This window comes from Rhizobium sp. Root1203 (genome assembly GCF_001424945.1).
Taxonomy (GTDB): domain Bacteria; phylum Pseudomonadota; class Alphaproteobacteria; order Rhizobiales; family Rhizobiaceae; genus Rhizobium.
Window position 1 is genome coordinate 432,413 of record NZ_LMCW01000012.1, and the last position, 25,931, is coordinate 458,343.

The following is a 25,931-nucleotide window of genomic DNA, read 5'->3' on the forward strand; positions in this document are numbered from 1 at the left end:
TCCTCATGGAGATAACTGAAATCGTTAGAACTCAGCGTCATCGCTTAGGCGCTCAAAAACCGAGCGCGAAAATGACGATCGCCCACAGCGCGGCCAAAAAACCGAGCCAACTGACCCACAAGTGGAACGTCTGCGACTGGGGGTCTTGCGCCGAGAACTGCGATATTGTCGCAAGCAGCGCGGTGATGAGCACGGCGACGCGCGCCCAATGCCCTCCGTACTGTGCGATGATAATAAGCAGCAGGAGCGCAAAGAGTGTTGCCGCGACTGCGCAAACGACACGCCTGGCTTCGCTCATGGCTTCGTGCCCCCGCTCTTACCCGTCCTCGTCCCGATCGTCAGCACACGCAATGCCAGCCACAGAAGCAGGACGAGCAGACCGCCTATGAGCAGGTCTAAGAATGAGGATGCCACGATCTGAAGGAGGATGAGCGCCACGGCAATGACCGTGAAAATGCTGACGAGGCGCTCTCGGAGAAAATGGATGAACCGCTCGATCATTTGCCGAACTCTGCCTTGATGCCATTCGCGGCGCGGGTCGATGCCTGGACGAAGGCGGCAAGCGTCTTGCTGTCAACGCGATCGGTGTTGACGTAGACGCCTGCAGGCCACGAGATGGTGCTCACCTTGCTCCAGTAGTTGAACGACTTTGGATAAGCGTCGCCGGGGATCTTGGCATACTCGTAGAGCGGCTTGCCCTTGATATCGACTGCATCGTCGAAATCACGATCGTTGGCACCCACCAGTGCGACTGTATCGCCGAAGGTGGCATCCGCTTCATTGACGGTGCCATTTTTCAGCCCGGCCGGCACCAGCATGCAGGTGGTATCGCCGCTCGACACAGATGAAAGCGCCATGATGCCGCCCTCGTTGGAAATCGGGACTGAGCCGTAATCCTCGTCTTCGGATATCAGGTTCTGCCAGACCAGCCATGCGCCAGAGCCCTGCTCACCAATCGCGATGCTGTATTTCGCTGGATCACTCTCAAGGTCGCCCAGATCCTTGACGCCGGAGGCCTTGTTGCAAAGCACGTGAAGGTATTCCCGGTGCAGGCTGGCGACCTGGCGGACCTTCTTCGCGTTCGCAGGTGACGATCGGGAGATATAGACCGGTCCATCCGGCTGGCCGATCATAGCATTGCACGCCCTGGGGTCGCTCGGCGCGACAGTCAGCATTCGGTCGAGGTTGTCGATCGTGCCCTCGGTCTCGACGACTTCAATGTCGACAGCCGCGCCGGCCATCTTCTTGATCATGTCGCCGGCGGCGAAATACACACCGTTGGAGGCGCCTGTGCAAAGGCGGATGGTTTCGGCTGTTGCCGGTGCTGCACAGATCATGAGGCCGACAAGCGCGCCAATGATCCTCAATACGTCAATCTTCATCGCAAACTTCCTGCTTGGAGAGATTGGGGCGCGGTAACGTCCACGAACACAGACGCGCGTTGCTTCTTTGCATACCGCGCCCCGGTCCGCTCGGGGGTTATGGGAGACGACTGGTTGCGGAGGCTGGATTTGAACCAGCGACCAATAGGTTATGAGCCTAATGCGCTACCGGGCTGCGCTACTCCGCGTCAGTCGATATGCTGAGAAGAAGGAGCGCTAGGATTTTTGTCAACAGGCTGAAATCAAGCCTGCGATGTTCCACACAGCGATGGAAGGACCGGGCACTCTTGCGCCCTCGTGTCCGCTATTTCACTTGCAACAACTCACGGCCTGCCCCCGGCAACGGGAGCAACTTAACTTCTTGGTCTGCCTTTACGTCGAACGCGAGATGGGCGCAGCGGCCACTCTTTTCCTTGAGGACGATTGTCCCGACACCCGGAATTTCGACGGTCTGTCCGATCTTTACCGTGAGATGGAGCAATTGAGCCTCACTGAGCCAAGTACTGTTCGCGCTTGGCTTCTGGGAGGGCGGCGAGCGCCTTCTCGTATGCCAACGAGTCATTCTTGGCGAGAGCACGGTCGAGGTGGGCGAATTCGCCCCCATCGTCAGTGTCGGTCGGATCGGCAGCCGGGATATGTGCCAGCGTGGGCGGTGGATCACCCCGCTTTTTGGTTGGCTTTGTCGTCTCGGTCTGTTTTCCCTTGCCGGCGCCTGGCACCGTATCCGTCTTAAAGGCCGACGTGATTTCACCGGATATCTTGGCGTGTGCCTGCTCAAGGATCTTCGGATTGAGCGGATTGATTGCCGTAGACTGGAGCGCCTTCACCTCGGCGTCGAGTGCATTACGCAGAAACTCAGATCGAGCGTATTCCGGATGATCGCTCATGAACGCTGGAACGTCACGACCAACCCAGTTCTCGATCGCTGTGGTTCGGGCAACCTGGGCGCTGATCTGGCGCGTCTTGAGCTCGTCCGCCTGATCTTCGAGGGGGGCGAGAGCCTCGTTGTACTCTTTCGCGGTTAGCTCGCCCTCGTCGAACTTTTCGGCAAGCGCGGCGCGCTGATCCTTGATGTCCTTCATTTTGGCCGTGAGGTCAGCGGGGAGGATCCAGCTTGGCGCCCGTTCCTCGGGTTCGTCTACAGGCTCAACCGGCTTAGCGGCTTCGGCTGCAGCAGCTGCCGCGGCTGCGTCGGCGGCTTTTGGGTCAGGCGTTGCGACAGCAGCGGCGGCGGCATCGGCAGCATCATCAGCGTCATCGCCTTCCGCAGCAGCGGCAACGTCAGCGGTTGTCGTGTCCTCGGAGCCTTCGTCGCCTTCCTCAGCGTCTCCGTCCTCGTTGATCTCTTCGAGGTAACCCTCGCGTTCCTCATCGGTGAGCTGCGCGAGCTCTTCTTCTGTCAGTCTCGGGTTCATATTTCGCCCTCTCGGTTAACCCAACCCAATTTGGGCTGGCTCGTTACCCGCCGGTGCGGCTGCCCCGGGCGGTATCTGCTGTTGTGGTGGTTGCTGCGCCGCCGCGGCGGCCTGTTGCTGCGCAGCGGCTTCCGCCAGTGCGCGCAGATTGCTCTCCTGCTCGGTGCGGGACATGAATCCCGCTTCGTGCAGCATGTGGTCCGCGACGTCAGCAAGTGCCGGCGCGATCGCAACCTTGCTGGCTGCATCGAGGGCGGTGCTCTGAGCGTTGATGTTGGTCGCTGCTATCTTGGCTTCGACTTCCTTCGCGATCGCCTGGCTCTTCGCCGCGTCCGCCTCGGCCTTCACTGCATCGGCGAGAAGCTTGCGAAGCTGAGCCATGATGGTCTCAGACTGAAGCTGCTGCTGCTGGGCCTTTGCCTGGGCCTGGGCCTGCTGTTCCGGATCGTTCTCTTCTGCATCCGGGTCCACCATTCCAGTGACTTGGCGGATTCGCTTCACAAGCTCCTCACCTTGCGGAAGGTCCATGCTCTCGACGATGAGATCGAGGGAAACGACGGCAACCTGCGGCGCCACCGGTGCCAGCTTGCCCAGCAGCTCGAGGAGCTTGTCGACCTGCGCCTGACGGACGGTCGCGCGCCAATCGTCCTCTGAAATGACGAAATCGGCTTTGGTGCGGATGATGTCGTTCTCGGGCAAGCCGTCGTTGATATCGATCCATTCCGGCCGACCGCGCTTGTTCGTGATCCGGAATTGCTTCTTCTGATCCATGAACTGTTCGGTGAGCGACAGCTTCTTCTCACCGCGGATCTGCTGCGCCAGACGATGGTTATCGAACAGTCCGGAAGTTGCGAGCTGGCCCTGTGCCTGCCTCGCCTCGATTGCCACGCCGGATACTGCGTTCGTCGATCGACCAAGGTTCTCATCCGTGACGCCGCCGACCTGCTGCAGCATCTGGATATTCCGGGACATGAGCTCGAGGTGCCACTGGGAAAGCTCGCGGTCCGCATTGAGCTCGAAGCGCTTGCCCGACGCTACGACGAACACGGCGTCTGGACGCGCCGCTTCTTCGGCCAGCTCGGTCACATCGTCGACCGCACCATCCTCCATGATGATCTTGTTGGACGAGAGGATGTGCAGCGCCTTGCTGGCGCGCTTGTTGATATCGGTCTGGATGTCGCGAACATTGCGCACCAAGCCGTATGGCATGCCGTCGCGGCCGCGGCGTTTGTACCAGATCGGCGTGAACGGGTACTTGTTGTGCCGGTAGGGAGATGGCGAGAGCCAGAGCATGCCGGCAGATGTGAAGAGCGCGACATAAGTCCGCATCATCACCTTCTTTACGACTTCGGCCTCGCCATTCTCCACCTCGTCGGCGTGACCGGGCGAAAACTCGTCGAAGATTTCACCGGAGAAGACGCCGCCACGCATGCGTTCGGTCTCAACCGGCATGCGGAACCACAGTTCGAAGATGCGCAGACGGTTCCGGCGATAGCCCGTCACCCGGTCGCTGGTGTAACCGCTGTCCCCACGGCCCTGATTTTCGAGCTCGATCTGATCCATGGGGTAATCGCCATAGGCATCGAGCATCGCGAAGTTGTCGGCGTCATCGACTGATCGCTTGAGCATGGCCTTGCGCTTTGGGAAGGTCGCGATGGCGACGTCGAGGTCTACCCACTTCGAGCGGCCGACATAGCGCCCGTCCTCGATATCAAGCTGGGTGGCCGTGCTATCCCACAGCATGTTCCGCCAGTTTTCATAGCGGGCATAGATCGGCTCTCCTTCTTCGTCACCCTGCCAGCCGTCTTCCATCCAGCCTATGCCCACCTTGGCGCCATCGGCAAAAGCGCGACTGACCTCGAAGGGTTCGCGGTTCACGTCGGAAAGGTATTTCAGGAGTTCCGTCTTCTTTTCGGCTGGCTTGCCGTCTTCCTTGCGCCGCGGGAGCACGCTGAAGTCGGTCCGCGCATTCTTCTCGGTACCGATGACCCAATCGACAGTCGTCGCTGTGACGTTGAAGACGAGCGGCACCTGGCCACGATCGCGAAGCGTCTGGGCGTCGTCTTCGCTCCACTGGATGCTGTCGTAGACATCCTCATCGATGGCCATGTCGATGCGGTTCGCCGCCTGCCGATCGACCTCACGCTGCCAGATGTCGAGAAGACGCAGATGAAGCCGCGTCATCGCACTGCTGTCGAGCTTGTTGCCCGCAACCTGCCTCACCGGCGCCGGCGTGTCCGGAATCGGGGACTTGTATTTCTTCTTTCGGACGGAGCCGTCATCCGCCTGAAGGTCAAACATCCTTCATCTCCGTTTCCACAGTCCTACCGGTGCTGTGATCAATCAGGACCGCTTCCGCGACCGTCGGTGTTTCGAGTGGCTGGTATGGAGGGATCGACAGGAGATCGCCGAGCATGTCGTTCACGAACATCGCGAGGCGAATGATCGTGCTCTTGTCATGAATCGAAAGCTGAAGGGCTTGGGCGAACAGGAACGCAGTGCGGGCGGCTTCCGCGGGATCGCCAATCTCCTCAGACCAGATCCACGCGCGGTTCTGGGTGACCACACACGGTATCAGCCTGTCGTCTAATTCGCTGCCCGTCCGAATTAGAACCATGCACGGGCGAAAACTTTCGTCTCGCCTAAGCCATGTTCCGATAGCGGTAATTGGGCCTCGGGTTTTTGTCCATGCCCTGTGATCTAGGTCGATTGCGTGGCTCAAAGTTGTCCTCCTGAAAGATGGAGGACGTCTTGCCCAATGGTGAAAACTGGCTGGAGATCATGCTGCCAACCCTGATCTGTTGGCACGCCGCGGCCGTGTCGTGGTGCCGCCATGCACTGTGAGGCGACGGACATCGTCACGTGCCTGCGCCTTCTGTCGCAAAGCGTCGGCGGCATGCTGGTGCCCATTCTTCATCGGGTACTCAGTCCACACCTGCATACTGTCGTTCCACTGCTTGCGGTAGTTTTCGAGGTGAATGATGCCGGGGGCGCATTTGACCTCGTCGAAGAAGTATCCGGAGAAGTCCTCGCGCAGCGCCTGGATACCAACGTTGACGAGATCAGTGACGCGCGGCACGATCTGGATATTCTTGAGACCCAGTGCTTGGAGCATGTCCCTCGGGGTCTCAAGGGCCATCGTGCCCGGCCTGCGCTGATCGCCGTCGTGAGGGAGGAAGTGATGCCCCCACACATACCCACGCTTCTGCAGCTCGGCGACGACGAACGAATACGCCTCGTCGCTGCACTCGAAATAGTCGATGAAGTGATCTGCTTGGCCGACGGCTTGGTGGAACCAGATGGCGATGTCATCGGCCACGCCCAAGTCCCAGAACGTGTTTACGGGAATGCCGGTCCGATATGGAACCTTGCCGATGCGATCTTCCAGGCGGGCGCGCTGCAATTGCTTGCGGAGCCAGACGCCTTCCGTCGAGACCTTGAACGCTTCTTCCAGTGTCGTCGGGTACTCCGACCACATCTTTTCATTGTCGTCGCCGAATGTGCCGCGCCGGGTGGCGATGTACCAGGCGCGCTTGCGCATCGACAATGGGCGCTTGATCTCGCGTTCCATGCGGTCGAAATAGTCGTGGTCGCGGGCATCGATGAAGATGCCTTCGGGCTCGATCTCGTACTCGTCGGCATCCCACCACGACGCGAAGTGCAGGCGATACTCAAGCTTGGACAGCTTCTTGCCGGATTCGGCGTTGTTCTGCGCCTCGATCACCCGCTTGTAGTAGTCGCCGTCCCTGCCCTTCGAGGTCGACTCGATGAAGATCATGCCCTGCTCGGCCGCCGGCAATGCGCCGGTCACGATCTCCTCGGCTTTCAACGGATTGAAGTAGCAGATGACACCGTACTCAGAGACATGCAGCCAGTTCAGCGTGGTGCCGCGCGCTGACGTGGATACGGAGATCGACGAGCCGTTGCTGAACGTCTTCTCGGACACGTTGTCCTTGATGATGCGGGCGGCGCTCTTGATGAAGTCCGGCAGCCGATCGTAGGCGAACTCGATCTTGTCGCGCATGATCTTCTCGGCGGTCTCGCGGTCCTGGGCGATGACGGCGGCCGTCTGGTTCTCGACGAAGAGGCAGGCGTCCAACATCATGAGCTGGATCAGGGTGGAGAAACCGCGCTGCCGAGCCTTCGGCACGATGTTCCGGTACCAGACCCGCGAGAGGAAGAGCTCCTGCACCTCGTTGGGCGTGAAAAGGACCGTCTTCTTGTTCTTGTCGAGAATGTAATAGAGGTTCCGAATCCGCCATTGCGGGTCTTTCAAGCTCTCAAGGAGCTGTTCCTCTGTATACCCGCTAAGGTTTTCGTACATTCGGGTCCTGCTCGTCGTCGACCGGCGTGAAGGCTTTGCCTTGTGTACCGATCGCAGAATTTGCAGGACCGTCTTGGTCCACGGGTGAAATTGCCCTGCCACCTACCTTCTGAAGGAAGGAGCCGAGCGCGCTATCCTTTTCTACATCATGTTTGATGTGTCGAACATCCCGCCAGATGCCCGGGCGGCGGTTCTGCAGCCACCACATGCCTGCCTTCACATCTGGCGGCACGTGCTCGATGATCTCGACGCGCTGCGCCTCGCCCTCGATGACGACGATCTTCTCGCTGTCGAACGAATAGCCGGTGGCGCGCTTGAACAGGCTATCCTCAACCTTCTTGTCCGCGGCTTCCTTGCCCAGCTCCAGCGCTGCCCGAAATTCGGGGTGCTCCAGCTTCCAGCGATGAATCGTCCTGATGCTGACTTCGAACGCCTGGCTGATTTCGAGATCCGTCGCGCCGAGCTCGGCCAGCGTCATGGCGATCGCGATGTTGCGGTCATCCCACTCCGACGGGCGGCCACCGTAGTTGCGCGGGTCCGGCCGGAAGGCATCGCCGAAATCCGGATGCTCTTCCTTCCACCACTCCATGGTCTCGGCGTCGATGCCGATGACCTCGGCGATATCCTTGTCGGGAACCTTCGAGAGGAACATCGTTCGCGCGAGGCCGATGAAGTGCTTCTGGAACTTCACCGGCGCCTTCATCTCCGCCTGGGGCTTAACAGCCGCCTTGTTGGCCGCCTTCGGCTTCCGTGGCTTTGCGAGGCTCTTGGCCTTCGCAGGCGCCTTCGTTGAGTTCGGCGCAACCTTCCCGGCTACTGCTTTCCCACCCTTGGCCGGAGACTTCGGCTTTAGGGGTGACAAAACCTCGTCGGGCTTGGTCTCAACGGCACTGCGCTTACGTGGGGCCATCAGAGTGAGTGCTCCGCCTTTTCGACAATGCGAAAGTTGACGCCGCGATACAGAAATGGGCGACCAAGACGAAAATCTGGCAAGTCGCGGTGATGGGTCATGAGAACCTTAGTCACGCCTTCCGCCACCTTGCTGAGAAACATTTCGGCGCCTCGTCGCGGCAACTCGATTGTCACCGTTGGAGAACCGAGCATGCCCGCTTCGGTAGCAAGGCCAAATGCCATTTCGTCCAATATGGCAATAGCTCTGTTCGGATTAACCACTTGCTGGCTCCTTTCCATGCCCCAGAAGCGCGTGACGAGCAATGCGCTGGAAATCCCGGCATGCTTCGCGCCACGTCCCATCCGTCATGTGCGTCCACGACGATCCTGTAGGATGGGCGTCGCGAATGCCCTGGAGCGCGAATACCAGCGCTTCGATCTCCGTCGCCTGTTGGACGATGAGCTCCGCCGCCTTTTCAGCGGTGTCTATCGTGATACTGATCGCGTCCCGGCCGTTGCGCCGAGCGCGGCCCGCCCAGGTCACAAGGTCGTTGTGGATGCTTCCCATCATCCCAACCCCCGCACACGACGCAGGCGATTGGACGCAATCAGGCTCATCATCTCCTGCCTGCCCTTCCCATCCCCATTCAAAGCCCGAATGAGCCGGTCACTGGTGGTCAACGACGATAGTGGTGGGCGGCTGAAGTCGATCTCGCCCTCTGGTGCCACACCCACTGACGGAGAAGAATTACTTATATATGGCTCTGGCTCTGGTATTACAGAGCTATTGCGCTGCATTTGCTCTTCGCCGTCACTGATTTTGTTGCGAAATCTGGCGTTGTCGCCGTCATCTCGCCTTGGTTTCATCGCGCTTTCAGCTCGTTTTCGCGAGATTTTCAGCGCGTTTTCTATTTCGGTCTCGCAACGATGGTTGCTGATTTGGCCCTGCGAATTGATGAAAATCTTCCGCATGGTGAGCAGATCGGACAGCAACGCCCGCACCTTCCGAAGCGAGCAATTGAGCTGACCGGACAACCAACGCTCGTTGTTGTCGATCGGCCCCCCAGCGTCATAGATGAGGTCAAGAATGGTCGTGTAGGCGCCACGCTGCTCAAGATCGAGCTTTGTGTAACCCTGCAGCGCATCACCGTGGTACCGGCGATGGTAGGGCATGGTTCTACGGCTCATGCTGTCGCCTCGTGCAATGGAACTTGAAACATTCTCGGGCGTTGATTCCTGGCCTTTTCTCCGCTTGAAGGAATGGAGCAATGGACCTTAAAACGTGGAAACACGCCGTTGTCTTTCAAACGCATTCGCTCGGAACGATACACACCGTTAAAAACACCAAGGCGGCGGCGGAATGGCTGCTTCTCTACTGGCCGCTGTCGCAGGGGGATGACCATAGTGCTGCGATGGAGGCGTGCCTTCGAGTACTTGAGGGCAGCGCGCCGGTAGAGGTCGCGCGCGAAGCCTTCATCGATGCCTGTAAGGAAGCCGATATCTTTGTGCTGTCTGCGACCTTCCAGAAAACTCGCAGACAGCAGAACGCGGCGGTGAATAACCGCTCTTCCAATTGAAAGAGTATGCGCCCACAGGATCATATTGCGCGCCTCAAATCATGCCGAGGGCGGCTTTGTAGGTGTCGAGGATCGATTCCTCTTCGAGGCGTTCGTTGGCGTCCTTCTTGCGCATTTTTATGATGGTGCGGATCGCTTTAGTATCGTAGCCCCGGCCCTTCGCCTCTCCGATCACATCTTTGATATCGTCGGAAATTGCAGCCTTCTCCTCCTCCAGGCGCTCCACACGCTCAATGAAGCTACGCAGCTCGGCAGCCGCGACATTCTCGACTTTGGTCTGGCCGGTCTCGTCGCGGCTGAACGCTTCCTCCTGGCCAGTGTCAGCCCTACCGACTTTGCCGATTGCTGCTTGGGTCACTGCCTTAGCCGCCGCCTTCTGTGCACCCGTCATACCTGCACCAGTTTCGCTATGCATTCTCAGTCCCTTCCTCATCGAGCTGCGCCTTGAGCCCCGCGGCTGTCGGTCGCCGTTTTGCTTTGCGTTGGTCCCGGTTCTGGCGCTTCGCGAACTCCCGTTCAGAAAGCAGCCGCAGCCGGCCGTGTGTCTTGGTGCGCGGAGGGAGAATGGTTTTCACTGCGCCGTTGATCGGATCGATCATGGCGATGAATTGACCGTTATCCACGCTCGGCAGCCCCAAGCGGACAGCGAGCGCAAGGCCCGGAGTCCAGATCAAATTTCGAACCTGTCGGATGGTGAAGCCGGCGGCGTGACAATGCGCACGGGCCTCTTCCTTCTTGCTGGAGAACTCACCGTCGAGCTTGGTGTGCAAAATACGCTGCACGTAACGGGTGATTGCATGATTGGTGACGGCCAAAAGCGGATCGTCGCGTATCAGCAGCATCATGCGCTCGACGGATGCCGTCTCTTCACTATTTGGGAGATCCGGCATTTGTGCCCCTTTCGAGAACTCGGTCGTAAGCTTGAACCAGAACGGCCAACTCTTGCCGGCGCGAGAAAATCTCGTTTTCGGGGCGTTTGCGGGGGCCGGCAGAGAAGCTCTCCAGCCACCAGAGTTTTGAGGAAATGAGCTGTTTCAGCCCAGTTGCGATTGCAGCGACTGAGAGCACGGGCGTACGCGCCAGTGCCATTCCTTCGTTGATCTTATGTTCTTCGGCCCGCCGAATGATGTTGTCGGCCGACGTGTATGTTTTCACCTTTGCTGTCCCTCATCCTGCAACGACCTGAAGCCGCTCGCCCTGCAGCCTCGCAATTTGCTCGTCGATCTCCCTCGCCCGTTCATGCCTGGCGGCGTGCTCAACCCATCCCGGCCTTTGGCGGAGGCAGGCGTGCAGCAGTGAAGGACCGAACGTGGTGAGAAGGATCATGAAATGCTCCACCGACGGCTGTGACCGCCGATGAAGCCAGTTCTCGACACTGGCGGCGGGAATGCCCGTCCTCGACTCGACGTGATGTATCGTCGATCGCGGGAATTGCTCTCGCAGCCAGCCAATAAGCCCCTCAACGTCAAATAAGATTGCTGAGTTTTTCCCGTAAAGTTGCGGTCCCTTCCCGGCGGAACCGCGCCACTTCCTTGTGCCAATGTTCTGGCACTGAGGATCGTCTTCGAAGAGACCCGTTTGTCCGAACCCCAACCCCTCAGAACGAGAGAGCGAGAGGTAGGGCCGGTGCAAGGTCTCAGACGATTGGCGAGGCAACAAGGCAATCAGGTGCTGCATGCGGACAGGGTGCACGATCATGGCTTGCTGGCTCACCCGCAAAGTTGCGGGCTTTTCGAACCGATCGGTGATGTAGCTGAGGAGCTTCTGGATCGGCTTCGGAGGGGAGATCGCCGGAATGGACCAATCATCCATTCCCGCGACGGTCAGAAGTCGGCGGTGACCGACCTTCCGGGGAGAAGTGAAGGAGGCGCTCATTGACCGACCGCCCCCGGAACGCCTGCGAGATCGAAGAATGCCGGCACGAGCTTGGTTCTCGGTATGCCGGTGACTTTCTCGATTTCAAGGATGGTATTCAGGTCGGTGGGTACGCCCAGCCGCTCCCAACGCAAGATGCTGGTCTTGTGGTAGGGCGGATTGAAGCGCTCGCCAAAAGCCTCGAGACTGAGGCCGGCCTTCTGCCTGTATTCCTTGATCGGTGAAATGTTCTCGTCGTCGCTCATAGCGGAAATGGTTGCGTATAAATCAACCCACGTCAAGGGGGTAGCTTGTTTTTCGATAAGGCGATTAAAGAAACCGGCTCTGGTACAAGTTGCTTCATGAGCAACGTCGATGAGTCTACAGAGCACCCTCGCCGCCATTTCATTCCTGAATGGGCTGAAAAGCGCGGAGTAAAGCAGGCTGATATCGTTCGCGAGATCGGTGCCGATAAGGGCGCGGTCTATCGGTGGTTTGCTGCTGGCATCATCCCCACAGAGAAGTACCTCAAGCCGCTCGCCGACTACCTTGGCGCGGAAGAGGTGGTGGCTCTTTTTCGGCATCCGGATGACGACTGGCTCGCAAAGATGTTTCGCGATAAGACCGAGGAGCAAAAAGAGGCCGCGATCCAGATGCTCACCCTCTTCTTCAAGAATACAGCCTCTGCCTCTGAGAGGACCGAGCCGGCCACCAATCGAAAGAGCCGCTCATCTTGAGACCTGCCATGAGGCTATTGATCTGCTCTTTGGCAGCTCTGGCGGGAACGCTCCAGCCAGTGAGCGCCCTAGAGTTCGAGCCGGTCAAGAAAGACAACGGCGAAAAGTGGCTCATTGCCCAGGGCGACATCAACCCGGGAGACGGCGAGCGCCTTAGAGACGCGCTTAGATCCGGCGCCTATGACGGCGGGCTGTTCGTAATCAACTCGGATGGTGGTTCGGTAGCTGACGGGCTTGAAATCGGCCGTGCAGTTTGGCGTGCGAACATGACCACGATGGTCGCGCCGCATGGCCAATGTTTGTCAGCTTGCTTCTTCGCATTCATCGGCGGCCGCAAAAGGCACGTTCCTGAGACGGCGCAGCTCGGCTCTCATCAATTCTACCACGCACCAGGCGCCACCGAAGATGGCGCTGAAGCAATGACGACATCTCAGGCCGTCACCGGCGAGATTTTAACCTTCGCTCTGCAGACCGGCATCGACCCTCAAGCCCTTACCTACATCCTGCAGACAAAGCCGACCGACATGTTTGTGTTCGATCGGCTGATGCTGACGAAGTTTCGGCTTGATGATCCGATCGGAAAGCCTCCGAAGTCAGAGGGGCCGATCGTCCTCCCAAGCGGGTCAGCTAAGCCCGGCTGCACGTTCCCGGATGGCTTCCTCGCGTCCGATCCCCTGGGGCTCTATCCTCAGTGCCGCTAGGCCATTTGCCTCAGATAATCGATTAGATCCGAGTTAGAAGCGCGACGTTGTCGTCAAAGGCAACCAACTGACGAATGCTCACATTCGGCAGGTTGATTTAAAATATACTATTCCGCTTGACGTCGGTTGATTTATACGCAACCATTGCTCCTACGAAGCGAGTGCTTCGGTTCTTGGGGAGCACATCATGAAGAGCTTACTGGCACTGGCCGGCATCGCCTCGTTCGCGCTAATTTCATCGTTTCAGTCACACGACATGGCGGTGTGCCTCGCCGGCCACGCGTTCGATGTCTGCCACTACGCCCTCAATCGATAGGAGGCGCACGTGGCTCTTTGGCTTTGCAACTCCTGCGGCAACGCGGAAGATCTGCAGTTTCAACCCGATTGCTGCTCACTCTGCAGCGGCACGATGGAAACGCAGGATGGGCGCAGCACCTATCCGCTGACGGATAATCGGCATGGGCCTGATGCGCTGACGCGCTGTGCAGCCGATGAAGGCGATCCAGCATCCATCATCGAGCTCTGGCACGCCGGCATCGATCTCAGCGTCCGTCAGCTCGAAGTTCTTCATGAAATCATGCTCGGCAACCGCGTTGACCTGATCAGCCGGTCCTACGAGTTCGTTGGGAGGGCCGCCGCATGACGGCAACGGCTGAAATCAATTCTGTGCAGCCGTTCGTTTCGTGGGTGGACAGCCGCCCACCGGCGAACCTGTTCGAGAATGCTCTGTCTGAGGCCGTAAAGGTGCAGCAGGACGCACGCCGCGCCCTTCATGTGGCATTCGACGCCCTGCTCTGCCTGTATCCTACCTATGGCAGCACTCGTCTCGCGATCCGCCTGGGCTATCTCAAGCCCGCCAACGCTACAGCCGCTCTTGCCAGCGCCAAACTCCAGTTCTGGTGGAACGACTGCCACGTCGACGAGGTGATTGGTGCGCTTGTCGCCGACCAGTACGGCGAAAGGGCGAATTGAGTGGGCCTGTATTCCGATTTTCCGCGCAAGAAGCACGACGAGTATCTGACGCCTTTCGAGGCAGCGCGGCCCCTGAAGGCGTTCCTGACCGGTGTTCGCACGTTCATGGAGCCGTGCTGTGGCGACGGGCGGCTGATCAGGCATATCGAAGGCTTTGGCCCTCTCTGCATCTACAGTGGCGACATCCAGACCGGCACCGACGCACTGACGGACAAGGTTCTGGCGCGGACGACAGCCGACGCAATCATCACCAACCCGCCTTACACGAAGGAGCTCCTGCTCCCGATGATCGCGCGGTTTTCTGAGATTGCGCCCACTTGGCTGCTTCTTGAGGCCAACTTCAAATACAATCTCTATGCCGCGCCGTTCATCCCGATGTGCACCGATATTGTGCCGATCGGCCGCGTGGTTTGGTTCGAAGGGACCGACGAGGGCAAGCAGAACTACGCTTGGTACCGCTTTCACTCGCAGCACACGCGAGGCCCCACCTTTCATCCCGCACAGAAATTCCCGCCGAAACCTCGGCAGAAGAAGGCCGTGGCCGCGGCCTGATTCCGATTTTCAACCGCCGTCAGAGGCACACAAGGAGAGAACTATGCTTGATATCCCTACCCGCGCCGTTTCCGCCATCAAGACCAAGTCGCCATCGCCTGTCGATGCTGAAATTGGGGGCCGCATCCGGATGCGTCGCAAGCTGCTTGGCATGTCACAGACCGACCTCGGGGCAAAGCTCGGCGTCACGTTCCAGCAGATCCAGAAATACGAAAAGGGCACGAACCGTGTCGGCGGCAGCCGCATGCAGCGCATCGCCGAAGTCCTCGGCGCACCAGTCGGCTTCTTCTTCGAATCCTCCCTTTCTCAAGGCGCAACGGTTGAGGAAAGCGAAATCCTCTCGTTTGCGTCCACGTCCGAAGGGCTCGACTTGATCCGGGCCTTTTCGAAGATCCAGAGCTCCAAGGCGCGCCGACAAATCATCGGCATTGCTCAGACGGTTGCCTCCCAGGGCACGGAACACTGATCGGTTCCGGTTGCCGCCCGTCTCGGCGGGCGGCTTCCCGAACCGATCGCAAGAGGGATCATCATGAACGATACCGCAATTCCCACGCGCCCCAGGTATGGGTCACAAGAGGTCCGCGCCCTCGCCATCGAGGCGATGCTGGACGATCTAATCGAATGGCTCGATGGATCGGATATTGATCGCGATCGCGTGAGCAATCAGCTCGCGGCGTCGTTCGAGAGAAACGGCTATGATTTCGCTCGCAGCTTGGACCGCAGGCACGGATGGGAGCCAGACGCTCGGCTGGTCGAAATACTCGACAATGCGGATCTCTCGTCGGCGCACCGAAAGGTGCAGTCCGATTGGGTGAAGGCATACGGTGTCGTCGTGCCCTTCACGGTTGGCGACTATGTTTCGACCGCCAGCTATCCGAAAGCCCGCATCGCCGCGATTTGGCCCGCGACTGCCGAAATTGTCCTCGTGCCCGAGCGCGAAAAGGAACGGTGGTCCGAACAGCCAGGCTGCGGTTACGTCGTCGCCTTCGAGCAGGCCACGGCTCTTGTCGGCACGCTCGGCGAAGAGGTGTCGGCATGAGCGGCACCTCCCCGCTTCTCACGTTCGATCAAGCGCTCTCCATCAACTCGCGCATAGCGAAACGGTATTTCTTGGCTAACGGCCTGACCGATAACCCGGTTTTGCCCTCACTCAACGACGTATCGCTAGCTGAGATGCTTACGGCAGTCCAAATGGTGCGAGAACACAATGAGAACAGCAAGCCAGTAAATGGCACGCGGCACCTGCACGTTGTCCCTGATGACCGGTTGGTAGCCGCTGTCTACGTGGCGATCCACTACAGCGTGGATGCCGAACAACCGATCGTCATCGAGCCTGAAAAAGACGAAGACGGCCGATGGGTGATGAAGGCTTTGGCCATCGTCGATGTGACGGATAGGGCAGAGCTTCGCGGGGTCGAAGCAGCATGACTGATCATCCCCTGCTCTTCTCTGCACCGATGATCCGCGCCCTACTCGATGGGCGCAAAACACAGACGCGCCGGCTATTCAAGAAGATTGAGCAGCAGCCAAATGGCCTATGGCACATATTCGGTGGCCTGCTCAACGTGGCCGAAGAGGACGTGCCCAATCACGCGCCGGACTATTCCCGGTTTCAAATAGGCGACCGGATATGGGTCAGGGAAACCTGGCGGGCTCATTCATGGGCAGCGGACGTTGTCGAGATAGCCTACGCGGCGCAGCGCGGGCTCGTGGGCTGGTCCGAACAGCACGAGCAGATCCGATATCCGGATGGGGATAAGAACGCTTTCAAATACTATGCACCGAAAGGTTCGCATTTCTGGCGTCCGTCGATCTTCATGCCGCGTTGGGCGTCGCGCCTGACGCTGATCGTGACCGATGTTCGGATCGAGCGGCTGCAGGCCATCAGCGAGGAAGACGCAATTGCCGAGGGCCTCGAATGGATCGCGCCCACATGGGGCATCAAGGGCGATAGCGGGACATGGAACGGAAATCCTTGTTTGGCGTACGCGGGGCTCTGGGATTCGATAAACTTCAAGGCAGGTGTGGGCTGGGCTAATAACCCATGGGTAGTCGCCTACACCTTCACAGTTGCCAAGCAGAACATCAACCGGATCGCAGCATGACGCCGGAGGATGTCCGCAACCTGCTCGCAGTCCTTCGCAGCATCGACCGTCACGACATCGAAGATGCCGGACACGCGCTCGCCGACGAGGAATGGATTTCGTTTTGCTTCGACCCGTATCCGTTTTTCCTGCAGGCGCCGGACGCTCTGCAGGTCACCATCACCGACATCGTCAATACAAGGATTTCATCGCATGGCTGAGCGCTCCGCGATCGAGTGGTGCGACGGCACCGTGAATTTCTGGTGGGGCTGCACGAAAGTCGGCCCCGGCTGCGACAACTGCTATGCCGAGGACTACAACAACTTCCGTGGCAACAAGCAATGGGGCCCTAATACCGAGCGCCGCGAGATTAAGGGTGCCCCGGCCCTGATCCAGAAGATGCAACGCTCGGCAGCGGCCTTCCAGGCTGAGAATGGCCGTCCGCTGCGCATCTTTATGCAGTCTATGTCAGATATCTTCGACAACGAGGCGAACGACGAACTGCGGGCGAAGCTCTTCGACCATGCGGCAGCGGCCGATGGTTTGCGGATCATCATGCTGACCAAGCGCATCAGCAACGTCGCGAAGATGGTCCCCGCCGCATGGCGCGAGAATTGGCCACGGCACATCGGCCTAATGGTAACCGTCGTCACCCAGCGTGAGGCCGAGCGCGACCTGCCTCGCCTCCTCGAGCTAAAGAGACTGTTCGGCATTCCGTGGGTCGGGGTCAGCATTGAGCCGATGCAGGAGCCGATGACGTTGCGCGACCTCCGCGTCGGCAAGTTCTTGCTGAACGCCATGACCGGCGAGTGGTCGTATATGCATCGAATGATGCTGGCGAATCTGCCCGAGCGTCTGCCCGGTCTCGATTGGGTAATCGTGGGCGGTGAGAGCGGCAAGAACGCTCGCCCGATCCATCCAGAGTGGGTGCGGAAGCTCAAGCGCGAGTGCGAGGGCCGTGCGGCGTTTCTCTTCAAGCAATGGGGCGAATGGGCTCCGGACAACGACCTGCACCCCGCGGTTAGGGCGAATTTCATCAAGCGTCGCGTCGAGAAGCGCGAGCTGAACCGCGATCCGAGCGCGTTCGCGTCGGTCCAACTTGAAATCATGACGATGTACCGCGTTGGCAAGCACGCTGCAGGCCGGACGCTCGACGGCAGGACCTACCTCAACTTTCCAATGGGGCTCCAATAATGGCTACTGTAGAACACGCGTACGTCGCTCTAGAGGCTGACGAAAACACTGGCGGCGTCGTATTCGCCAAGACGCTTCAGCAGGCGCGAAAGCGCGGCGCGCAGGAATATTCCGACGGCGTAGTAGCGCACATCGTTTGCTATCGCGCCAAGTGGGCCGACTGGTGCGCGCCTTCAAGCATAGTGCCCGCGAGCCTGCTGATTGAGTACGGATGGCGTTTGGAATGCCACGGCTGCGGCAACGACATTTCACAGGAATGGCTCGAAGAGAGCTGCCTCAGCACACAGGACGTTATCGGCGTCCAAGGGGGCCGCGTCTTCTGCTGCGCCCCCTGCAAGACGAGAGACGATGAGGTCGAATCCGAAAAGCGGCGCTTCGAGGGCGAGTTTATAGAGACGCTTCGCGCCGTGGTGCGGCAGCGTTTCGGCGACGTGAAGTTTCACGGCACTGGCGATGCCTTTCGTCCCGGCGCCTACATCCTTTCCCAGGATGGCGCCTATGGCGTCGGAGAGGCCATGCTGCATTTCGAATTTCCCGGAATGAGCATAGCTCCCGCCACCATCGAGTTCAGGTGGCCTTTCAGCTTCCGTTGGGACGGCATCGGCCCTGTCAATCTCGTCTACCGATGCTGTGCCGGCGATCGACTGGCTTTCGAAGAGTTCGCCGGAGAAGCGAAGAAGGTGGCAGCGTGACGCAGAAAGAGGAAATCCTGCAGCTCGTAGGTGACTATTGGGACTTGGCGTATGCAAAGGGCTCGGGCAGCCCCTTTTTTGACACTCCCGAAGGTTCGGCGCAGCAAAAACTGGCGGCGATCGCCGGCGCTCTGGATCAGGTGTTCACCGACGTCAGCAAGCTTCGCGCGATCTTGAGCGAAAGCGCGGCCGCCATCGGCAACGGCGCCTGGTGCTCGCCGCATGCCTCGATCGAGTTGATGTCCTCGGTACCGAAAGAAATTATGCTGAACCGGACACGCTTGGCGGAAGCGATTGAGCCTCTGAAGCTGATGCATGACTGCATCGTTCGAGAGCGGCAAGGTTGGACCAACGAGGCCTTCATTGTCTTCGAGAGCAGTATGGACAATCGGGTGCGGTTCACCTTTGGACAGCTCGACGAGATTGTTCGAGCGTTTTCCGAGCCGACGGCGCGGGTGGCAGTATGACGGGCCGTATCCGATGCCTCAACCCCAGGTGCGCCCGCACCGCCGCCCAAGACAAACACCCAGGGTGCGACACGATCATTTGCGCCAAATGCTGGCGAGCGATGCCCCTTGAGTTTCGCCGGCGCTGGAAAACGCTGAACGCTCGCGACCGCAAGCTCGGCCGTCTCCACAAGAAGACGTCCTTCAATCGGCCGGAGCGGCAGCCGCAATGGAACCGTCTCGCGGCGATCTATGACCGCGCCTGGGAGGCGCTGCACCTCTCTATCATTCACTATTTCACGGCCTCTGAACGCCCGATCGGCATCGAGGACTTTCTGAAGGAGAACGGACTTGTCTGAGGAAGAAGAAAACTACCGGCGTGCAGTCGAATTGGTACGCAAAGAGGAGTTCGCCATGACAAGCATGATCCAGCGGCGGCTCGGGATCGGTTACAATCAGGCGGCCCGCCATATCGAACGGATGGAACGAGAATTTATCGTTGGGCCGGCCGACCACCGCGGCCGTCGGATAGTGGGCAGGGATCCACTGGGCCACATGAAGCCGGAAACTGTCAGCATCACGAAGACATCGGCCGTTGGCCAGTCTGAGAGGATCGGCGGAAGCTTTTCGGTGCTTCCGGACATCGGCGGGACGCTCAACCTGATCATGCGGTTGTTGAACGACGGTACGCTGTCCGAGGGGCAGGTTGCGAAAGCGACCGGCCTGCACCGCCTCGCCATCCGTCGCATGGCCGACAATGTGCGCAACGGAGAGACTTATGACCGTTGAGACACAAGCCCTCATGGCGGCAGCAAAGAAGCTGGTCGAATCCGTCGAGTTCGACGTCAACGGCATCCACGGCAAGGGCGGCAACGGCGGCCTTACCTCCGACAGGACGCTGCGCGCCAGCGGCGAAGTCCGGATCATCCTCGATCGACTGAAAAAGTAGGATCCCGCGCGACCTCAGGTGACCAGCAGGAGCTCCCATTTTCAAAGGCCCCCTGCCACCGGGCTGTGAATACCGCCCCATCCTCAGCACCAAGGCACGCAAACTTCCACGTTGACCAAAGGGATGGTGGCTTTGGCAGGCGGCAATGGAGGATCAATTCGGGGAAGATCAACTTTAGGAAGGTCAATCTTCGGCAATGGGATGTTTGGAAGATCAATCTTCCATTGGCTCGGATCTAACGACTGCACTAGTTTGCCAAGATCCGAATTCGCTCCCAGGCCTAGGTTGTTGAACATTTTGCGAATTTCGCTATTTTCGCCTCCAAGCAGACCATGCTCTAGTATGTCGGTGATGCTAATGCCACTCATCAACCGGATGGCTGCCGCAACGTCTCCTTTTTCGTTCGCCGCGGCCTGCTCGTTGCCCTTGTAAATTAGCATCAAGTTACCGACCGTTGCTCGGAAGTATTGGTTGAAGACATCAGGGCTGCACGCCGCGTCGAGCTTCGCTTTTTGCCCATCGATTGTCTTCTCTAGCTCCCCTCTTTCCGCAATAAATTTCGGTCGTAGATTTGCCTGGTAGTCTGCTTTAAATAGCGTTCTAACCGCCTCAGCTTCCAACTCCTGGGTGTATACCTGTGGATATACGTTCACCACGAAATAGTTTTTTGGTTCGAAGGTCGGACTTGTCTGTGCCATCTGGGCCAGGAGCCCTTTGATCATAGGGTTCTGACTCCACTGTTGGTAAGCTCCTGCCCTAACAGCCTCGACGTAAATCGGTCGGAGTTCGCCAGGCGGCTCGCTTAAGCCATCCCATTGCGCGATGAGCGCGTCTGCATTTTGTCGGAGAGCGGTTGTAGTTGAATCAAACTTTCCTTCTTGTGCCTTGCACGGATCGGCAAAATCCAATGCGCCCTGAGCAAAGGCATTACCGGCCAAAACTGTGGTTGAAAAAAGAAGCAGAGCTAAAACACGTTTCATTGTTTCCCTCCTAGAATTTGATACCGATTGAACCCAATGCTTTAATTACGTCGTTGTTCTTTCCGGGGCCTTCAATTAGATCGTTCTTGATCGTTTGGAGGGCGCGCACAATGTCGTTGTTCTCACCGAGGCCGCCGCGTTTCAGGTCATTGAGAGCAGTGGTCACAGCATTCACAACTGCGCCATTCGGTCCGAACCCATTGCTTCCTTTATTAATTTCGTCCGTTAGTGCCTTAACTCCAACGATCGCAAGTGCCGTCAAAGGGTCAACGGGCGCACATACCCCAGCGGAGTTGCAGATCTGTGCTGCTGACTCTGTCTGAGCGAGCGCGTATTCCGATTGACACGCCAACAAAAGAAGCAACCCCCATCTAATATGTTTTCTCAACACAGCCCCCGAAAGTTCTCAATATTTAGATACTACTTTGCGGTGAATAAAATACATTTGCTGAGTTGCATTGCAAGGTGCGCAGTGGCGCACACACCTTGTCAAATTTGCTTAGGATTTCCGCTCTTATTGCACCTTTTTGGTGTGTAGTCATTCAGCGTTACAGAAATTTGGCAGGTATGTGCTTCGGTTCATCTTAGTGCCAACACACAAAGGCAACGGGTTGTGGCCCTTCCCCTGCGTTGCAGCGGAACGAGGAATAGGATCAAAAATCCTTCTGCAAAAAACGTACCTCTGGATAGCCCTTGATGGACAAGCCCAACTTGTTAGTAATGGTCTGGTCGAAACGGAGAGAATCATGGACCGCGCTGGCAAAATCCAACTGGCGAAGGAATACATCGCTGCTAAGATCGGCGACATTATTGAGAAGAACTATAACAATGGTGGAGCTGCGTTGGAAACGGCTGGCACATTTACAGCCTTGATCGAAGCCTATCGGGCCGTTGAAATTGCCGACGAAGGGGAAAAACTCGCCCTCTCCAAAAAATCTTCAGAAGATTATAAGCGCGGCCTGCAAACTCTTTAAGAGCCCCCAGAAATAAGTTCATAGCCAGGATGCACCAAATCCTAATCAATTTCGTTATCATGAAGCTATGGTAGTTTCAGAGAAGCGAGAGCGCCCAGCTTACAATCCCACCGTACTCCGGTGGGCGCGGGAACGGCGTGGGCTTGACCTCGAGCAGGTTGCGACCAAGCTTCACCAATCGATCGCGCGAATTCGGGCATGGGAAGATGCGTCAGAGGTGCCCACGGTTAATCAAGCCCGCGCGTTGGCAGACCTCTATGAGCGCTCGTTTGTTGAGTTCTTCCTAGACGAACCACCTCTCCTTCAGGAGCCTCAACTCGTACCGGATTTTCGATCACATCGTGGAATTGATGTACCGCGTGAAATTATTGCGCTGAAAGATATCCAGTATTGGGCCGAGGCGCAGCGCGTGAACGCTCTGGATCTCTTCGAAGAGGTTGGCGAAGACGTCCCTCAGTTCCCGGAAATTCTTGCATGCGGAATTGGGGCCAATCCCGAGGAAGTATCGCGCCTCGCGCGCGAGGCGATGGATTTTACGATTGCGACCCAGCTCGCTTTTAGATCTGCAGATCAACAGAGATTTCCCGTCACTCTGAGACGGCGGATTGAGGGACTGGGAGTACTCACACTGAAAAACACAGGTCTTCGGGACGTCGGTGCGCGTGGAATGTGTATCGCCGAGTTTCCACTCCCTGTTATCGTCTTCAGTAACGAAGCCCCGACGGCGCAAGCGTTTACCCTGGTCCATGAGCTAGCCCACCTTGCACTGCACCAGAGTGCCATAATTGCGCCTTTGAACGCGGCAGCAACGTCTGCAATCGAGGGCTGGTGTGACCGGTTTGCTGCGGCATTTCTGATGCCGCGTGATGCGCTTGTTGCGACGGCGGGCGCGATTCCAGCAACGCCAGCCTCCTCAATCTCTGACAATGCGCTCAATAATCTAGCAGCGACATTCCATGTCAGCGCGCACGCGATGCTTATCAGGCTGGTTCATCTTGGATACGTGGTAGCAGCTTATTACTGGGGTACGAAAAAGCAACAATTTGAGCAACAGGAAGCGAACCACAAGAGCTTTGGCCGCGCCGAGTACTACGGAACGCGCTACCGAAACAATCTCGGTGATCTCTACACGGGCTTGGTGCTGGAGGCCTGGACCAACGGTCGGATCAACAACCACAATGCGGCGCAGTATATGGGGATTAAGAACCTACGGCATCTAAATGATATTCGGGATCATTTCGGCTAATGACGAAGAAATATTGCTTCGACACGTCCGGCGTATCCAATCCTTTGGAGACAATGCCGGAGGATATTCATAAAACCCTTTGGGCTCATTTCGCAGCTTTCGTCCTTAGTGACTACATAGCGGTTACGCCCGAAATCTACGACGAGATGTGCCATTGCCAAGGAGGCATAGGCCAGCTTTTGATCAATTCGAAGTCGTCCGTGGTCCTGGAGGTTGGGAATGATTGGGATTGGCCAACCTATATCGGGCACATCAAGCGAATGCAGGTCGACCACCGACATTGTATCTCAGAATTCACCGGCGGCTCGGCAAAGACGATTTGTTTGAACGACATCACTATTATCGCCCTCGCGAAAACGATGAACGTACCTGTTGTCAGCATGGAACACATGGTCAAAGAGGACGGACAGACGCCTAAAAGAAAAATACCCAACATCTGCCGAGCGGAAGGTGTTGAGCATCTAACTTTCAGCGACTTCTTGAGACGAGAACGGCTAAGCTTTTAATACCATGCAACGTCATTTGGGTGCGATTGGCCCTTCGGACAGGTTCGGACAAATTCATAGCTACCAGCGGATATCCCGTTTCACATTCATAGCACGTGGTGGCTTGGATGCAGGAATAAACACGACAGCAACGCGCCGGCTTCCACAACATGGACACCTCAAACGTTCTGCCAGCCGAGCAATAGGAAAGTCCCGGCCACGCGTAGCAACCAGAGTTACGAGATCTAGGTCATGCTTCCACGAACAGGCCTTAACGGTCTTTAGCCCGTCACGCTTTCCCCACGCGCATCGAGCGGCGATATCCCACCCCGCGTCCATAGCCTCACCAATAGTTTCGACCACGCATCGCCCTCTTGTGCTTCGCGCTTGCCGCAATCTTACGGCCAATGTTCCTACTATGTTCTCAACAGGAAAGGTGTCAAGGCGACGCGGCTCAGGGCTGGATCTTAGGCCGCCCTCTTCCGATAGTTATCGGGGTTGAGGATTTTCCTCGGGCCACTGAGCAGCTCAGCAGCGGTCGGAGCACCCTCCATGAGGAGGTCTGCCCATTCTTGCGCGAGGACCTTGCGGCGTGCGAGATAGAGTGAGCGATTGTAGGCGGCTTCCACTTTGTCTTTAGGCACATGCGCGAGCATGAAATCAATCACAGCTCTATCGTCCGGAAAGCGCTCGTTCATGATCGTGCTGAACGTGGAGCGAAAACCGTGGGGCACATGTCGCTGAAAGTAGCCGGCTCGGTTTAGCAGATAACCCATGGCGTTCTCGGACATCGGGCGATGAGCATGCCGGCTGTTCGGAAAAACGTATGGTCCCCGTCCCGTCAACTCCCTCAAAACCTGAATCGTGTCCATTGCCTCCTTCGACAATGGGATCAGATGATCTCGGGTTTCGTCCTCTTTCTGTTGCCTCTTCAGTTTCATACGAGCGGCCGGGATCGTCCAAACTGGCTCTTCGGCGTCAAGCTCGTCGAACTCTGCCCACGGCGTCGTCGAAAGTGGACCAGGCCGCGCTACGGTCAGCGCGATAAGCCGTAGAGCCAGCTTCGTGACGGGATGTGCTGGCGTCTGCTCGGTCTTGCGCATCATCTCCCTGGCGGCGTCAAGTGTCGTAACGGCAGGTTGCCTACCCCGGCGGAACGGAGCGAGGGCACCCGTCACCACGGCGGCAGGATCGCCCTGCGCACGACCAGAGGAAATCGCGTAGACGAACACGGCCGAGATGCGTTGCCTTAGTCGGCGGGCAGTCTCGTTCGCCCCACGCTTCTCCACTAGGCGTAACGTCGCGAGCACGAGCTGCTCATTGATCTCGCGGATAGGCAGGTATCCGATCGTTGGGAACACGTCTTTGACGAGCGAATTGATCACGTCATCGCTGTGAATAGGTGTCCACTGAGATTTCTGCAGGCCGTGCCATTCGCGAGCGATCACCTCGAATGTCTCGCCCGTGCGCTGCTGCCCGATCAGCTTTTCAATCTTCTTTTGCTTGTTGGGGTCGCGTCCTTCTTTGAGGATCGCCTTTGCCGCGTCTCGAGCGGCCCGAGCGTCGCTAAGAGATATTTGGGGGTATTCGCCAATAATCAGCGTCTGCTCTTTGCCCTCGAAGCGATAGCGCATCCGCCATCCCTTCGACCCCGCTGTTGTCACGAAAAGAAAGAGGCCGCCAGTATCGGCGATTCTATAACTCTTCTCCGCCGGTTTGGCCTTGCGGAGTTGCACATCTGTCAGTCCAGCCATAGCGGCGTCTTGCCCCCAACCTGCTCATTGCGATGCCCACATTTTCGCTAGCCGATGCCCACAAAGATGCCCGCAAATGAGCGGGCACGGGTGCTAATCGATGCGAAAGCATGGGAACAGAGAGCACGGAAAAAGGCCTGAAATCAAGGGCCTGCGCGACAATATGCGAGGATATAGGTAGCTGTGATGGCGGAAGAGGTGGGATTCGAACCCACGGTACGGTTTCCCGCACGCCGGTTTTCAAGACCGGTTCCTTAAACCACTCGGACACTCTTCCATCACGTCGATCCGGCTCAACTGCATGCACAGCCCCACTTGAAGCAAGGCACGCCGATTGGGTCCAGATCGGGTTCGTGAGGCTTTATAGCCGCTACGGTCGCATCGTCAACCGGCGCGACGGTGTCTATTCACCATTCGCCTTCCTCGACGGCCGAAAATGCGACGTTCAGGCCTATGCGACCTGCCGTCGATCGGCGGCCATCTCAGTGCGACGTGGTCTTGCGGTTCGCCAGAAGTAGAATGTAGTCGTCGGCCGCATCGGCGATCGCCATCGCCACTTCAGCAGGCGCCCAGCCCTTTTTCTTCGCCTCATGGATGATTTGAAGAAGCGCAGGTTCCACATCCGCCCGGCAATCGAGCAGGCGTTGATCGTGGGAAACCTCACCCTGAGCCGACTGAAGATTAATCATCATTGATACCCCTCATTTTCAGGAGCCTAGAAT

General features: G+C 58.0%; 40 protein-coding genes and 2 tRNA genes. 21 read left to right on the forward strand and 21 right to left on the reverse strand.

Going from position 1 to position 25,931, the window contains the following annotated elements:
• Positions 1–52 precede the first annotated feature (52 nt).
• The 12 genes from ASC97_RS12580 to ASC97_RS12635 form a co-directional block, all read right to left on the reverse strand.
• On the reverse strand, positions 53–298 hold the full coding sequence (locus ASC97_RS12580) for a hypothetical protein (protein ID WP_057468667.1): 246 nt from the start codon (positions 296–298) through the stop codon (positions 53–55).
• Positions 295–501, reverse strand: coding sequence for a hypothetical protein (locus ASC97_RS12585; RefSeq protein WP_057468668.1), 207 nt, complete (start codon positions 499–501; stop codon positions 295–297). The genes ASC97_RS12580 and ASC97_RS12585 overlap by 4 nt, the downstream gene beginning before the upstream one ends.
• A complete protein-coding gene (locus ASC97_RS12590) occupies positions 498–1,382 on the reverse strand; it encodes a TAXI family TRAP transporter solute-binding subunit (RefSeq protein WP_057468669.1) in 885 nt (294 codons plus the stop codon). Before ASC97_RS12590 ends, ASC97_RS12585 begins: the two co-directional genes overlap by 4 nt.
• A 111-nt stretch (positions 1,383–1,493) precedes the next feature.
• Positions 1,494–1,570: transfer RNA gene (locus tag ASC97_RS12595), tRNA-Met, on the reverse strand.
• A gap of 300 nt (positions 1,571–1,870) precedes the next feature.
• Positions 1,871–2,797, reverse strand: a complete 927-nt coding sequence (locus ASC97_RS12600) for a hypothetical protein (RefSeq protein ID WP_057468670.1) — start codon at positions 2,795–2,797, stop codon at positions 1,871–1,873.
• A gap of 15 nt (positions 2,798–2,812) precedes the next feature.
• Positions 2,813–5,098 carry a portal protein gene (locus ASC97_RS12605; RefSeq protein WP_057468671.1) on the reverse strand — a complete coding sequence of 762 codons (2,286 nt, stop codon included), beginning with the start codon at positions 5,096–5,098 and terminating at the stop codon, positions 2,813–2,815.
• Positions 5,091–5,363: a hypothetical protein gene (locus tag ASC97_RS34640; protein ID WP_200959463.1), complete on the reverse strand. Its 273-nt coding sequence runs from the start codon at positions 5,361–5,363 to the stop codon at positions 5,091–5,093. Before ASC97_RS34640 ends, ASC97_RS12605 begins: the two co-directional genes overlap by 8 nt.
• Before the next feature lie 213 nt (positions 5,364–5,576).
• Complete coding sequence (locus ASC97_RS12615) at positions 5,577–7,121, reverse strand: hypothetical protein (RefSeq protein ID WP_057468673.1); 1,545 nt, start codon at positions 7,119–7,121, stop codon at positions 5,577–5,579.
• Positions 7,105–8,031 carry a hypothetical protein gene (locus ASC97_RS12620; RefSeq protein ID WP_057468674.1) on the reverse strand — a complete coding sequence of 309 codons (927 nt, stop codon included), beginning with the start codon at positions 8,029–8,031 and terminating at the stop codon, positions 7,105–7,107. The genes ASC97_RS12615 and ASC97_RS12620 overlap by 17 nt, the downstream gene beginning before the upstream one ends.
• Positions 8,031–8,336 carry a hypothetical protein gene (locus ASC97_RS12625; RefSeq protein ID WP_162246687.1) on the reverse strand — a complete coding sequence of 102 codons (306 nt, stop codon included), beginning with the start codon at positions 8,334–8,336 and terminating at the stop codon, positions 8,031–8,033. The genes ASC97_RS12620 and ASC97_RS12625 overlap by 1 nt, the downstream gene beginning before the upstream one ends.
• Positions 8,287–8,583, reverse strand: coding sequence for a hypothetical protein (locus ASC97_RS34445; RefSeq protein WP_057468676.1), 297 nt, complete (start codon positions 8,581–8,583; stop codon positions 8,287–8,289). Before ASC97_RS34445 ends, ASC97_RS12625 begins: the two co-directional genes overlap by 50 nt.
• Positions 8,580–9,200, reverse strand: a complete 621-nt coding sequence (locus ASC97_RS12635; RefSeq protein ID WP_057468677.1) for a DUF1376 domain-containing protein — start codon at positions 9,198–9,200, stop codon at positions 8,580–8,582. The genes ASC97_RS34445 and ASC97_RS12635 overlap by 4 nt, the downstream gene beginning before the upstream one ends.
• An 80-nt stretch (positions 9,201–9,280) precedes the next feature.
• Here ASC97_RS12635 and ASC97_RS12640 point away from each other — a divergent pair, with 80 nt between their 5' ends.
• Positions 9,281–9,589: a DUF982 domain-containing protein gene (locus ASC97_RS12640; protein ID WP_082529983.1), complete on the forward strand. Its 309-nt coding sequence runs from the start codon at positions 9,281–9,283 to the stop codon at positions 9,587–9,589.
• Between the two features lie 34 nt (positions 9,590–9,623).
• On the opposite strand, the gene ASC97_RS32930 is transcribed toward ASC97_RS12640, so the two are convergent.
• The 4 genes from ASC97_RS32930 to ASC97_RS12665 form a co-directional block, all read right to left on the reverse strand.
• Positions 9,624–9,932 carry a DUF2312 domain-containing protein gene (locus ASC97_RS32930; RefSeq protein ID WP_244481477.1) on the reverse strand — a complete coding sequence of 103 codons (309 nt, stop codon included), beginning with the start codon at positions 9,930–9,932 and terminating at the stop codon, positions 9,624–9,626.
• 64 nt (positions 9,933–9,996) lie between these two features.
• Positions 9,997–10,479: a hypothetical protein gene (locus ASC97_RS12650; RefSeq protein ID WP_057468678.1), complete on the reverse strand. Its 483-nt coding sequence runs from the start codon at positions 10,477–10,479 to the stop codon at positions 9,997–9,999.
• Between the two features lie 277 nt (positions 10,480–10,756).
• Entirely contained in the window at positions 10,757–11,464 is a 708-nt protein-coding gene (locus tag ASC97_RS12660) for a hypothetical protein (protein WP_156390364.1), read from the reverse strand.
• A complete protein-coding gene (locus ASC97_RS12665) occupies positions 11,461–11,709 on the reverse strand; it encodes a helix-turn-helix domain-containing protein (protein ID WP_057468681.1) in 249 nt (82 codons plus the stop codon). The genes ASC97_RS12660 and ASC97_RS12665 overlap by 4 nt, the downstream gene beginning before the upstream one ends.
• Before the next feature lie 45 nt (positions 11,710–11,754).
• On the opposite strand from ASC97_RS12665, the gene ASC97_RS12670 reads away from it, so the two are divergent.
• The 17 genes from ASC97_RS12670 (at position 11,755) to ASC97_RS33960 (ending at position 19,770) form a co-directional block, all read left to right on the forward strand.
• Complete coding sequence (locus tag ASC97_RS12670; RefSeq protein WP_244481453.1) at positions 11,755–12,180, forward strand: helix-turn-helix domain-containing protein; 426 nt, start codon at positions 11,755–11,757, stop codon at positions 12,178–12,180.
• A 59-nt stretch (positions 12,181–12,239) separates the two neighbouring features.
• Complete coding sequence (locus ASC97_RS12675) at positions 12,240–12,881, forward strand: hypothetical protein (protein WP_057468683.1); 642 nt, start codon at positions 12,240–12,242, stop codon at positions 12,879–12,881.
• Between the two features lie 187 nt (positions 12,882–13,068).
• The gene (locus ASC97_RS35930; RefSeq protein ID WP_274534152.1) at positions 13,069–13,197 is read left to right on the forward strand and encodes a hypothetical protein; all 129 of its coding nucleotides are present in this window, start codon (positions 13,069–13,071) and stop codon (positions 13,195–13,197) included.
• Between the two features lie 9 nt (positions 13,198–13,206).
• Positions 13,207–13,524: a hypothetical protein gene (locus tag ASC97_RS12680; protein ID WP_057468684.1), complete on the forward strand. Its 318-nt coding sequence runs from the start codon at positions 13,207–13,209 to the stop codon at positions 13,522–13,524.
• Positions 13,521–13,853 (forward strand): hypothetical protein, encoded by a 333-nt coding sequence (locus tag ASC97_RS12685; protein ID WP_057468685.1) that lies wholly within the window; start codon positions 13,521–13,523, stop codon positions 13,851–13,853. Before ASC97_RS12680 ends, ASC97_RS12685 begins: the two co-directional genes overlap by 4 nt.
• A complete protein-coding gene (locus tag ASC97_RS12690; protein ID WP_057468686.1) occupies positions 13,854–14,405 on the forward strand; it encodes a hypothetical protein in 552 nt (183 codons plus the stop codon).
• Between the two features lie 43 nt (positions 14,406–14,448).
• Positions 14,449–14,871 (forward strand): helix-turn-helix domain-containing protein, encoded by a 423-nt coding sequence (locus ASC97_RS12695; RefSeq protein ID WP_057468687.1) that lies wholly within the window; start codon positions 14,449–14,451, stop codon positions 14,869–14,871.
• A 63-nt stretch (positions 14,872–14,934) separates the two neighbouring features.
• Positions 14,935–15,444: a hypothetical protein gene (locus tag ASC97_RS12700; protein ID WP_057468688.1), complete on the forward strand. Its 510-nt coding sequence runs from the start codon at positions 14,935–14,937 to the stop codon at positions 15,442–15,444.
• Positions 15,441–15,833: a hypothetical protein gene (locus ASC97_RS12705; protein WP_057468689.1), complete on the forward strand. Its 393-nt coding sequence runs from the start codon at positions 15,441–15,443 to the stop codon at positions 15,831–15,833. The genes ASC97_RS12700 and ASC97_RS12705 overlap by 4 nt, the downstream gene beginning before the upstream one ends.
• Entirely contained in the window at positions 15,830–16,510 is a 681-nt protein-coding gene (locus ASC97_RS12710) for a hypothetical protein (RefSeq protein ID WP_057468690.1), read from the forward strand. The genes ASC97_RS12705 and ASC97_RS12710 overlap by 4 nt, the downstream gene beginning before the upstream one ends.
• Entirely contained in the window at positions 16,507–16,710 is a 204-nt protein-coding gene (locus ASC97_RS12715) for a hypothetical protein (RefSeq protein WP_057468691.1), read from the forward strand. Before ASC97_RS12710 ends, ASC97_RS12715 begins: the two co-directional genes overlap by 4 nt.
• The gene (locus tag ASC97_RS12720) at positions 16,703–17,683 is read left to right on the forward strand and encodes a DUF5131 family protein (RefSeq protein ID WP_057468692.1); all 981 of its coding nucleotides are present in this window, start codon (positions 16,703–16,705) and stop codon (positions 17,681–17,683) included. The genes ASC97_RS12715 and ASC97_RS12720 overlap by 8 nt, the downstream gene beginning before the upstream one ends.
• On the forward strand, positions 17,683–18,375 hold the full coding sequence (locus tag ASC97_RS12725) for a hypothetical protein (protein ID WP_057468693.1): 693 nt from the start codon (positions 17,683–17,685) through the stop codon (positions 18,373–18,375). Before ASC97_RS12720 ends, ASC97_RS12725 begins: the two co-directional genes overlap by 1 nt.
• Positions 18,372–18,842 carry a hypothetical protein gene (locus ASC97_RS12730; protein WP_057468694.1) on the forward strand — a complete coding sequence of 157 codons (471 nt, stop codon included), beginning with the start codon at positions 18,372–18,374 and terminating at the stop codon, positions 18,840–18,842. Before ASC97_RS12725 ends, ASC97_RS12730 begins: the two co-directional genes overlap by 4 nt.
• Positions 18,843–18,943: 101 nt before the next feature.
• Positions 18,944–19,180 (forward strand): hypothetical protein, encoded by a 237-nt coding sequence (locus tag ASC97_RS12735; RefSeq protein ID WP_057468695.1) that lies wholly within the window; start codon positions 18,944–18,946, stop codon positions 19,178–19,180.
• Complete coding sequence (locus tag ASC97_RS12740) at positions 19,173–19,610, forward strand: DNA translocase FtsK (RefSeq protein WP_057468696.1); 438 nt, start codon at positions 19,173–19,175, stop codon at positions 19,608–19,610. The genes ASC97_RS12735 and ASC97_RS12740 overlap by 8 nt, the downstream gene beginning before the upstream one ends.
• On the forward strand, positions 19,600–19,770 hold the full coding sequence (locus ASC97_RS33960) for a hypothetical protein (RefSeq protein WP_156390366.1): 171 nt from the start codon (positions 19,600–19,602) through the stop codon (positions 19,768–19,770). Before ASC97_RS12740 ends, ASC97_RS33960 begins: the two co-directional genes overlap by 11 nt.
• 83 nt (positions 19,771–19,853) lie before the next feature.
• On the opposite strand, the gene ASC97_RS12745 is transcribed toward ASC97_RS33960, so the two are convergent.
• Both ASC97_RS12745 and ASC97_RS12750 read right to left on the reverse strand, forming a co-directional pair.
• Entirely contained in the window at positions 19,854–20,750 is an 897-nt protein-coding gene (locus tag ASC97_RS12745; RefSeq protein ID WP_057468697.1) for a hypothetical protein, read from the reverse strand.
• A 10-nt stretch (positions 20,751–20,760) separates the two neighbouring features.
• Positions 20,761–21,012, reverse strand: a complete 252-nt coding sequence (locus tag ASC97_RS12750; RefSeq protein WP_156390367.1) for a hypothetical protein — start codon at positions 21,010–21,012, stop codon at positions 20,761–20,763.
• Positions 21,013–21,496: 484 nt separating this feature from the next.
• Here ASC97_RS12750 and ASC97_RS12755 point away from each other — a divergent pair, with 484 nt between their 5' ends.
• The 3 genes from ASC97_RS12755 to ASC97_RS12765 all read left to right on the forward strand — a co-directional run bounded on the left by ASC97_RS12755 (position 21,497) and on the right by ASC97_RS12765 (position 23,476).
• The gene (locus ASC97_RS12755; RefSeq protein ID WP_057468699.1) at positions 21,497–21,724 is read left to right on the forward strand and encodes a hypothetical protein; all 228 of its coding nucleotides are present in this window, start codon (positions 21,497–21,499) and stop codon (positions 21,722–21,724) included.
• Between the two features lie 67 nt (positions 21,725–21,791).
• A complete protein-coding gene (locus ASC97_RS12760) occupies positions 21,792–22,970 on the forward strand; it encodes an ImmA/IrrE family metallo-endopeptidase (protein WP_057468700.1) in 1,179 nt (392 codons plus the stop codon).
• Positions 22,970–23,476 carry a DUF4411 family protein gene (locus ASC97_RS12765; protein WP_057468701.1) on the forward strand — a complete coding sequence of 169 codons (507 nt, stop codon included), beginning with the start codon at positions 22,970–22,972 and terminating at the stop codon, positions 23,474–23,476. The genes ASC97_RS12760 and ASC97_RS12765 overlap by 1 nt, the downstream gene beginning before the upstream one ends.
• Before the next feature lie 446 nt (positions 23,477–23,922).
• Here ASC97_RS12765 and ASC97_RS12770 read toward each other — a convergent pair whose 3' ends face one another.
• From ASC97_RS12770 to ASC97_RS12780, 3 genes are all read right to left on the reverse strand, one after another.
• The gene (locus ASC97_RS12770) at positions 23,923–25,209 is read right to left on the reverse strand and encodes a tyrosine-type recombinase/integrase (RefSeq protein WP_057468702.1); all 1,287 of its coding nucleotides are present in this window, start codon (positions 25,207–25,209) and stop codon (positions 23,923–23,925) included.
• Between the two features lie 187 nt (positions 25,210–25,396).
• Positions 25,397–25,486, reverse strand: a tRNA-Ser gene (locus ASC97_RS12775).
• A gap of 205 nt (positions 25,487–25,691) precedes the next feature.
• Positions 25,692–25,901, reverse strand: a complete 210-nt coding sequence (locus tag ASC97_RS12780) for a hypothetical protein (protein WP_443216741.1) — start codon at positions 25,899–25,901, stop codon at positions 25,692–25,694.
• Positions 25,902–25,931 lie beyond the last annotated feature (30 nt).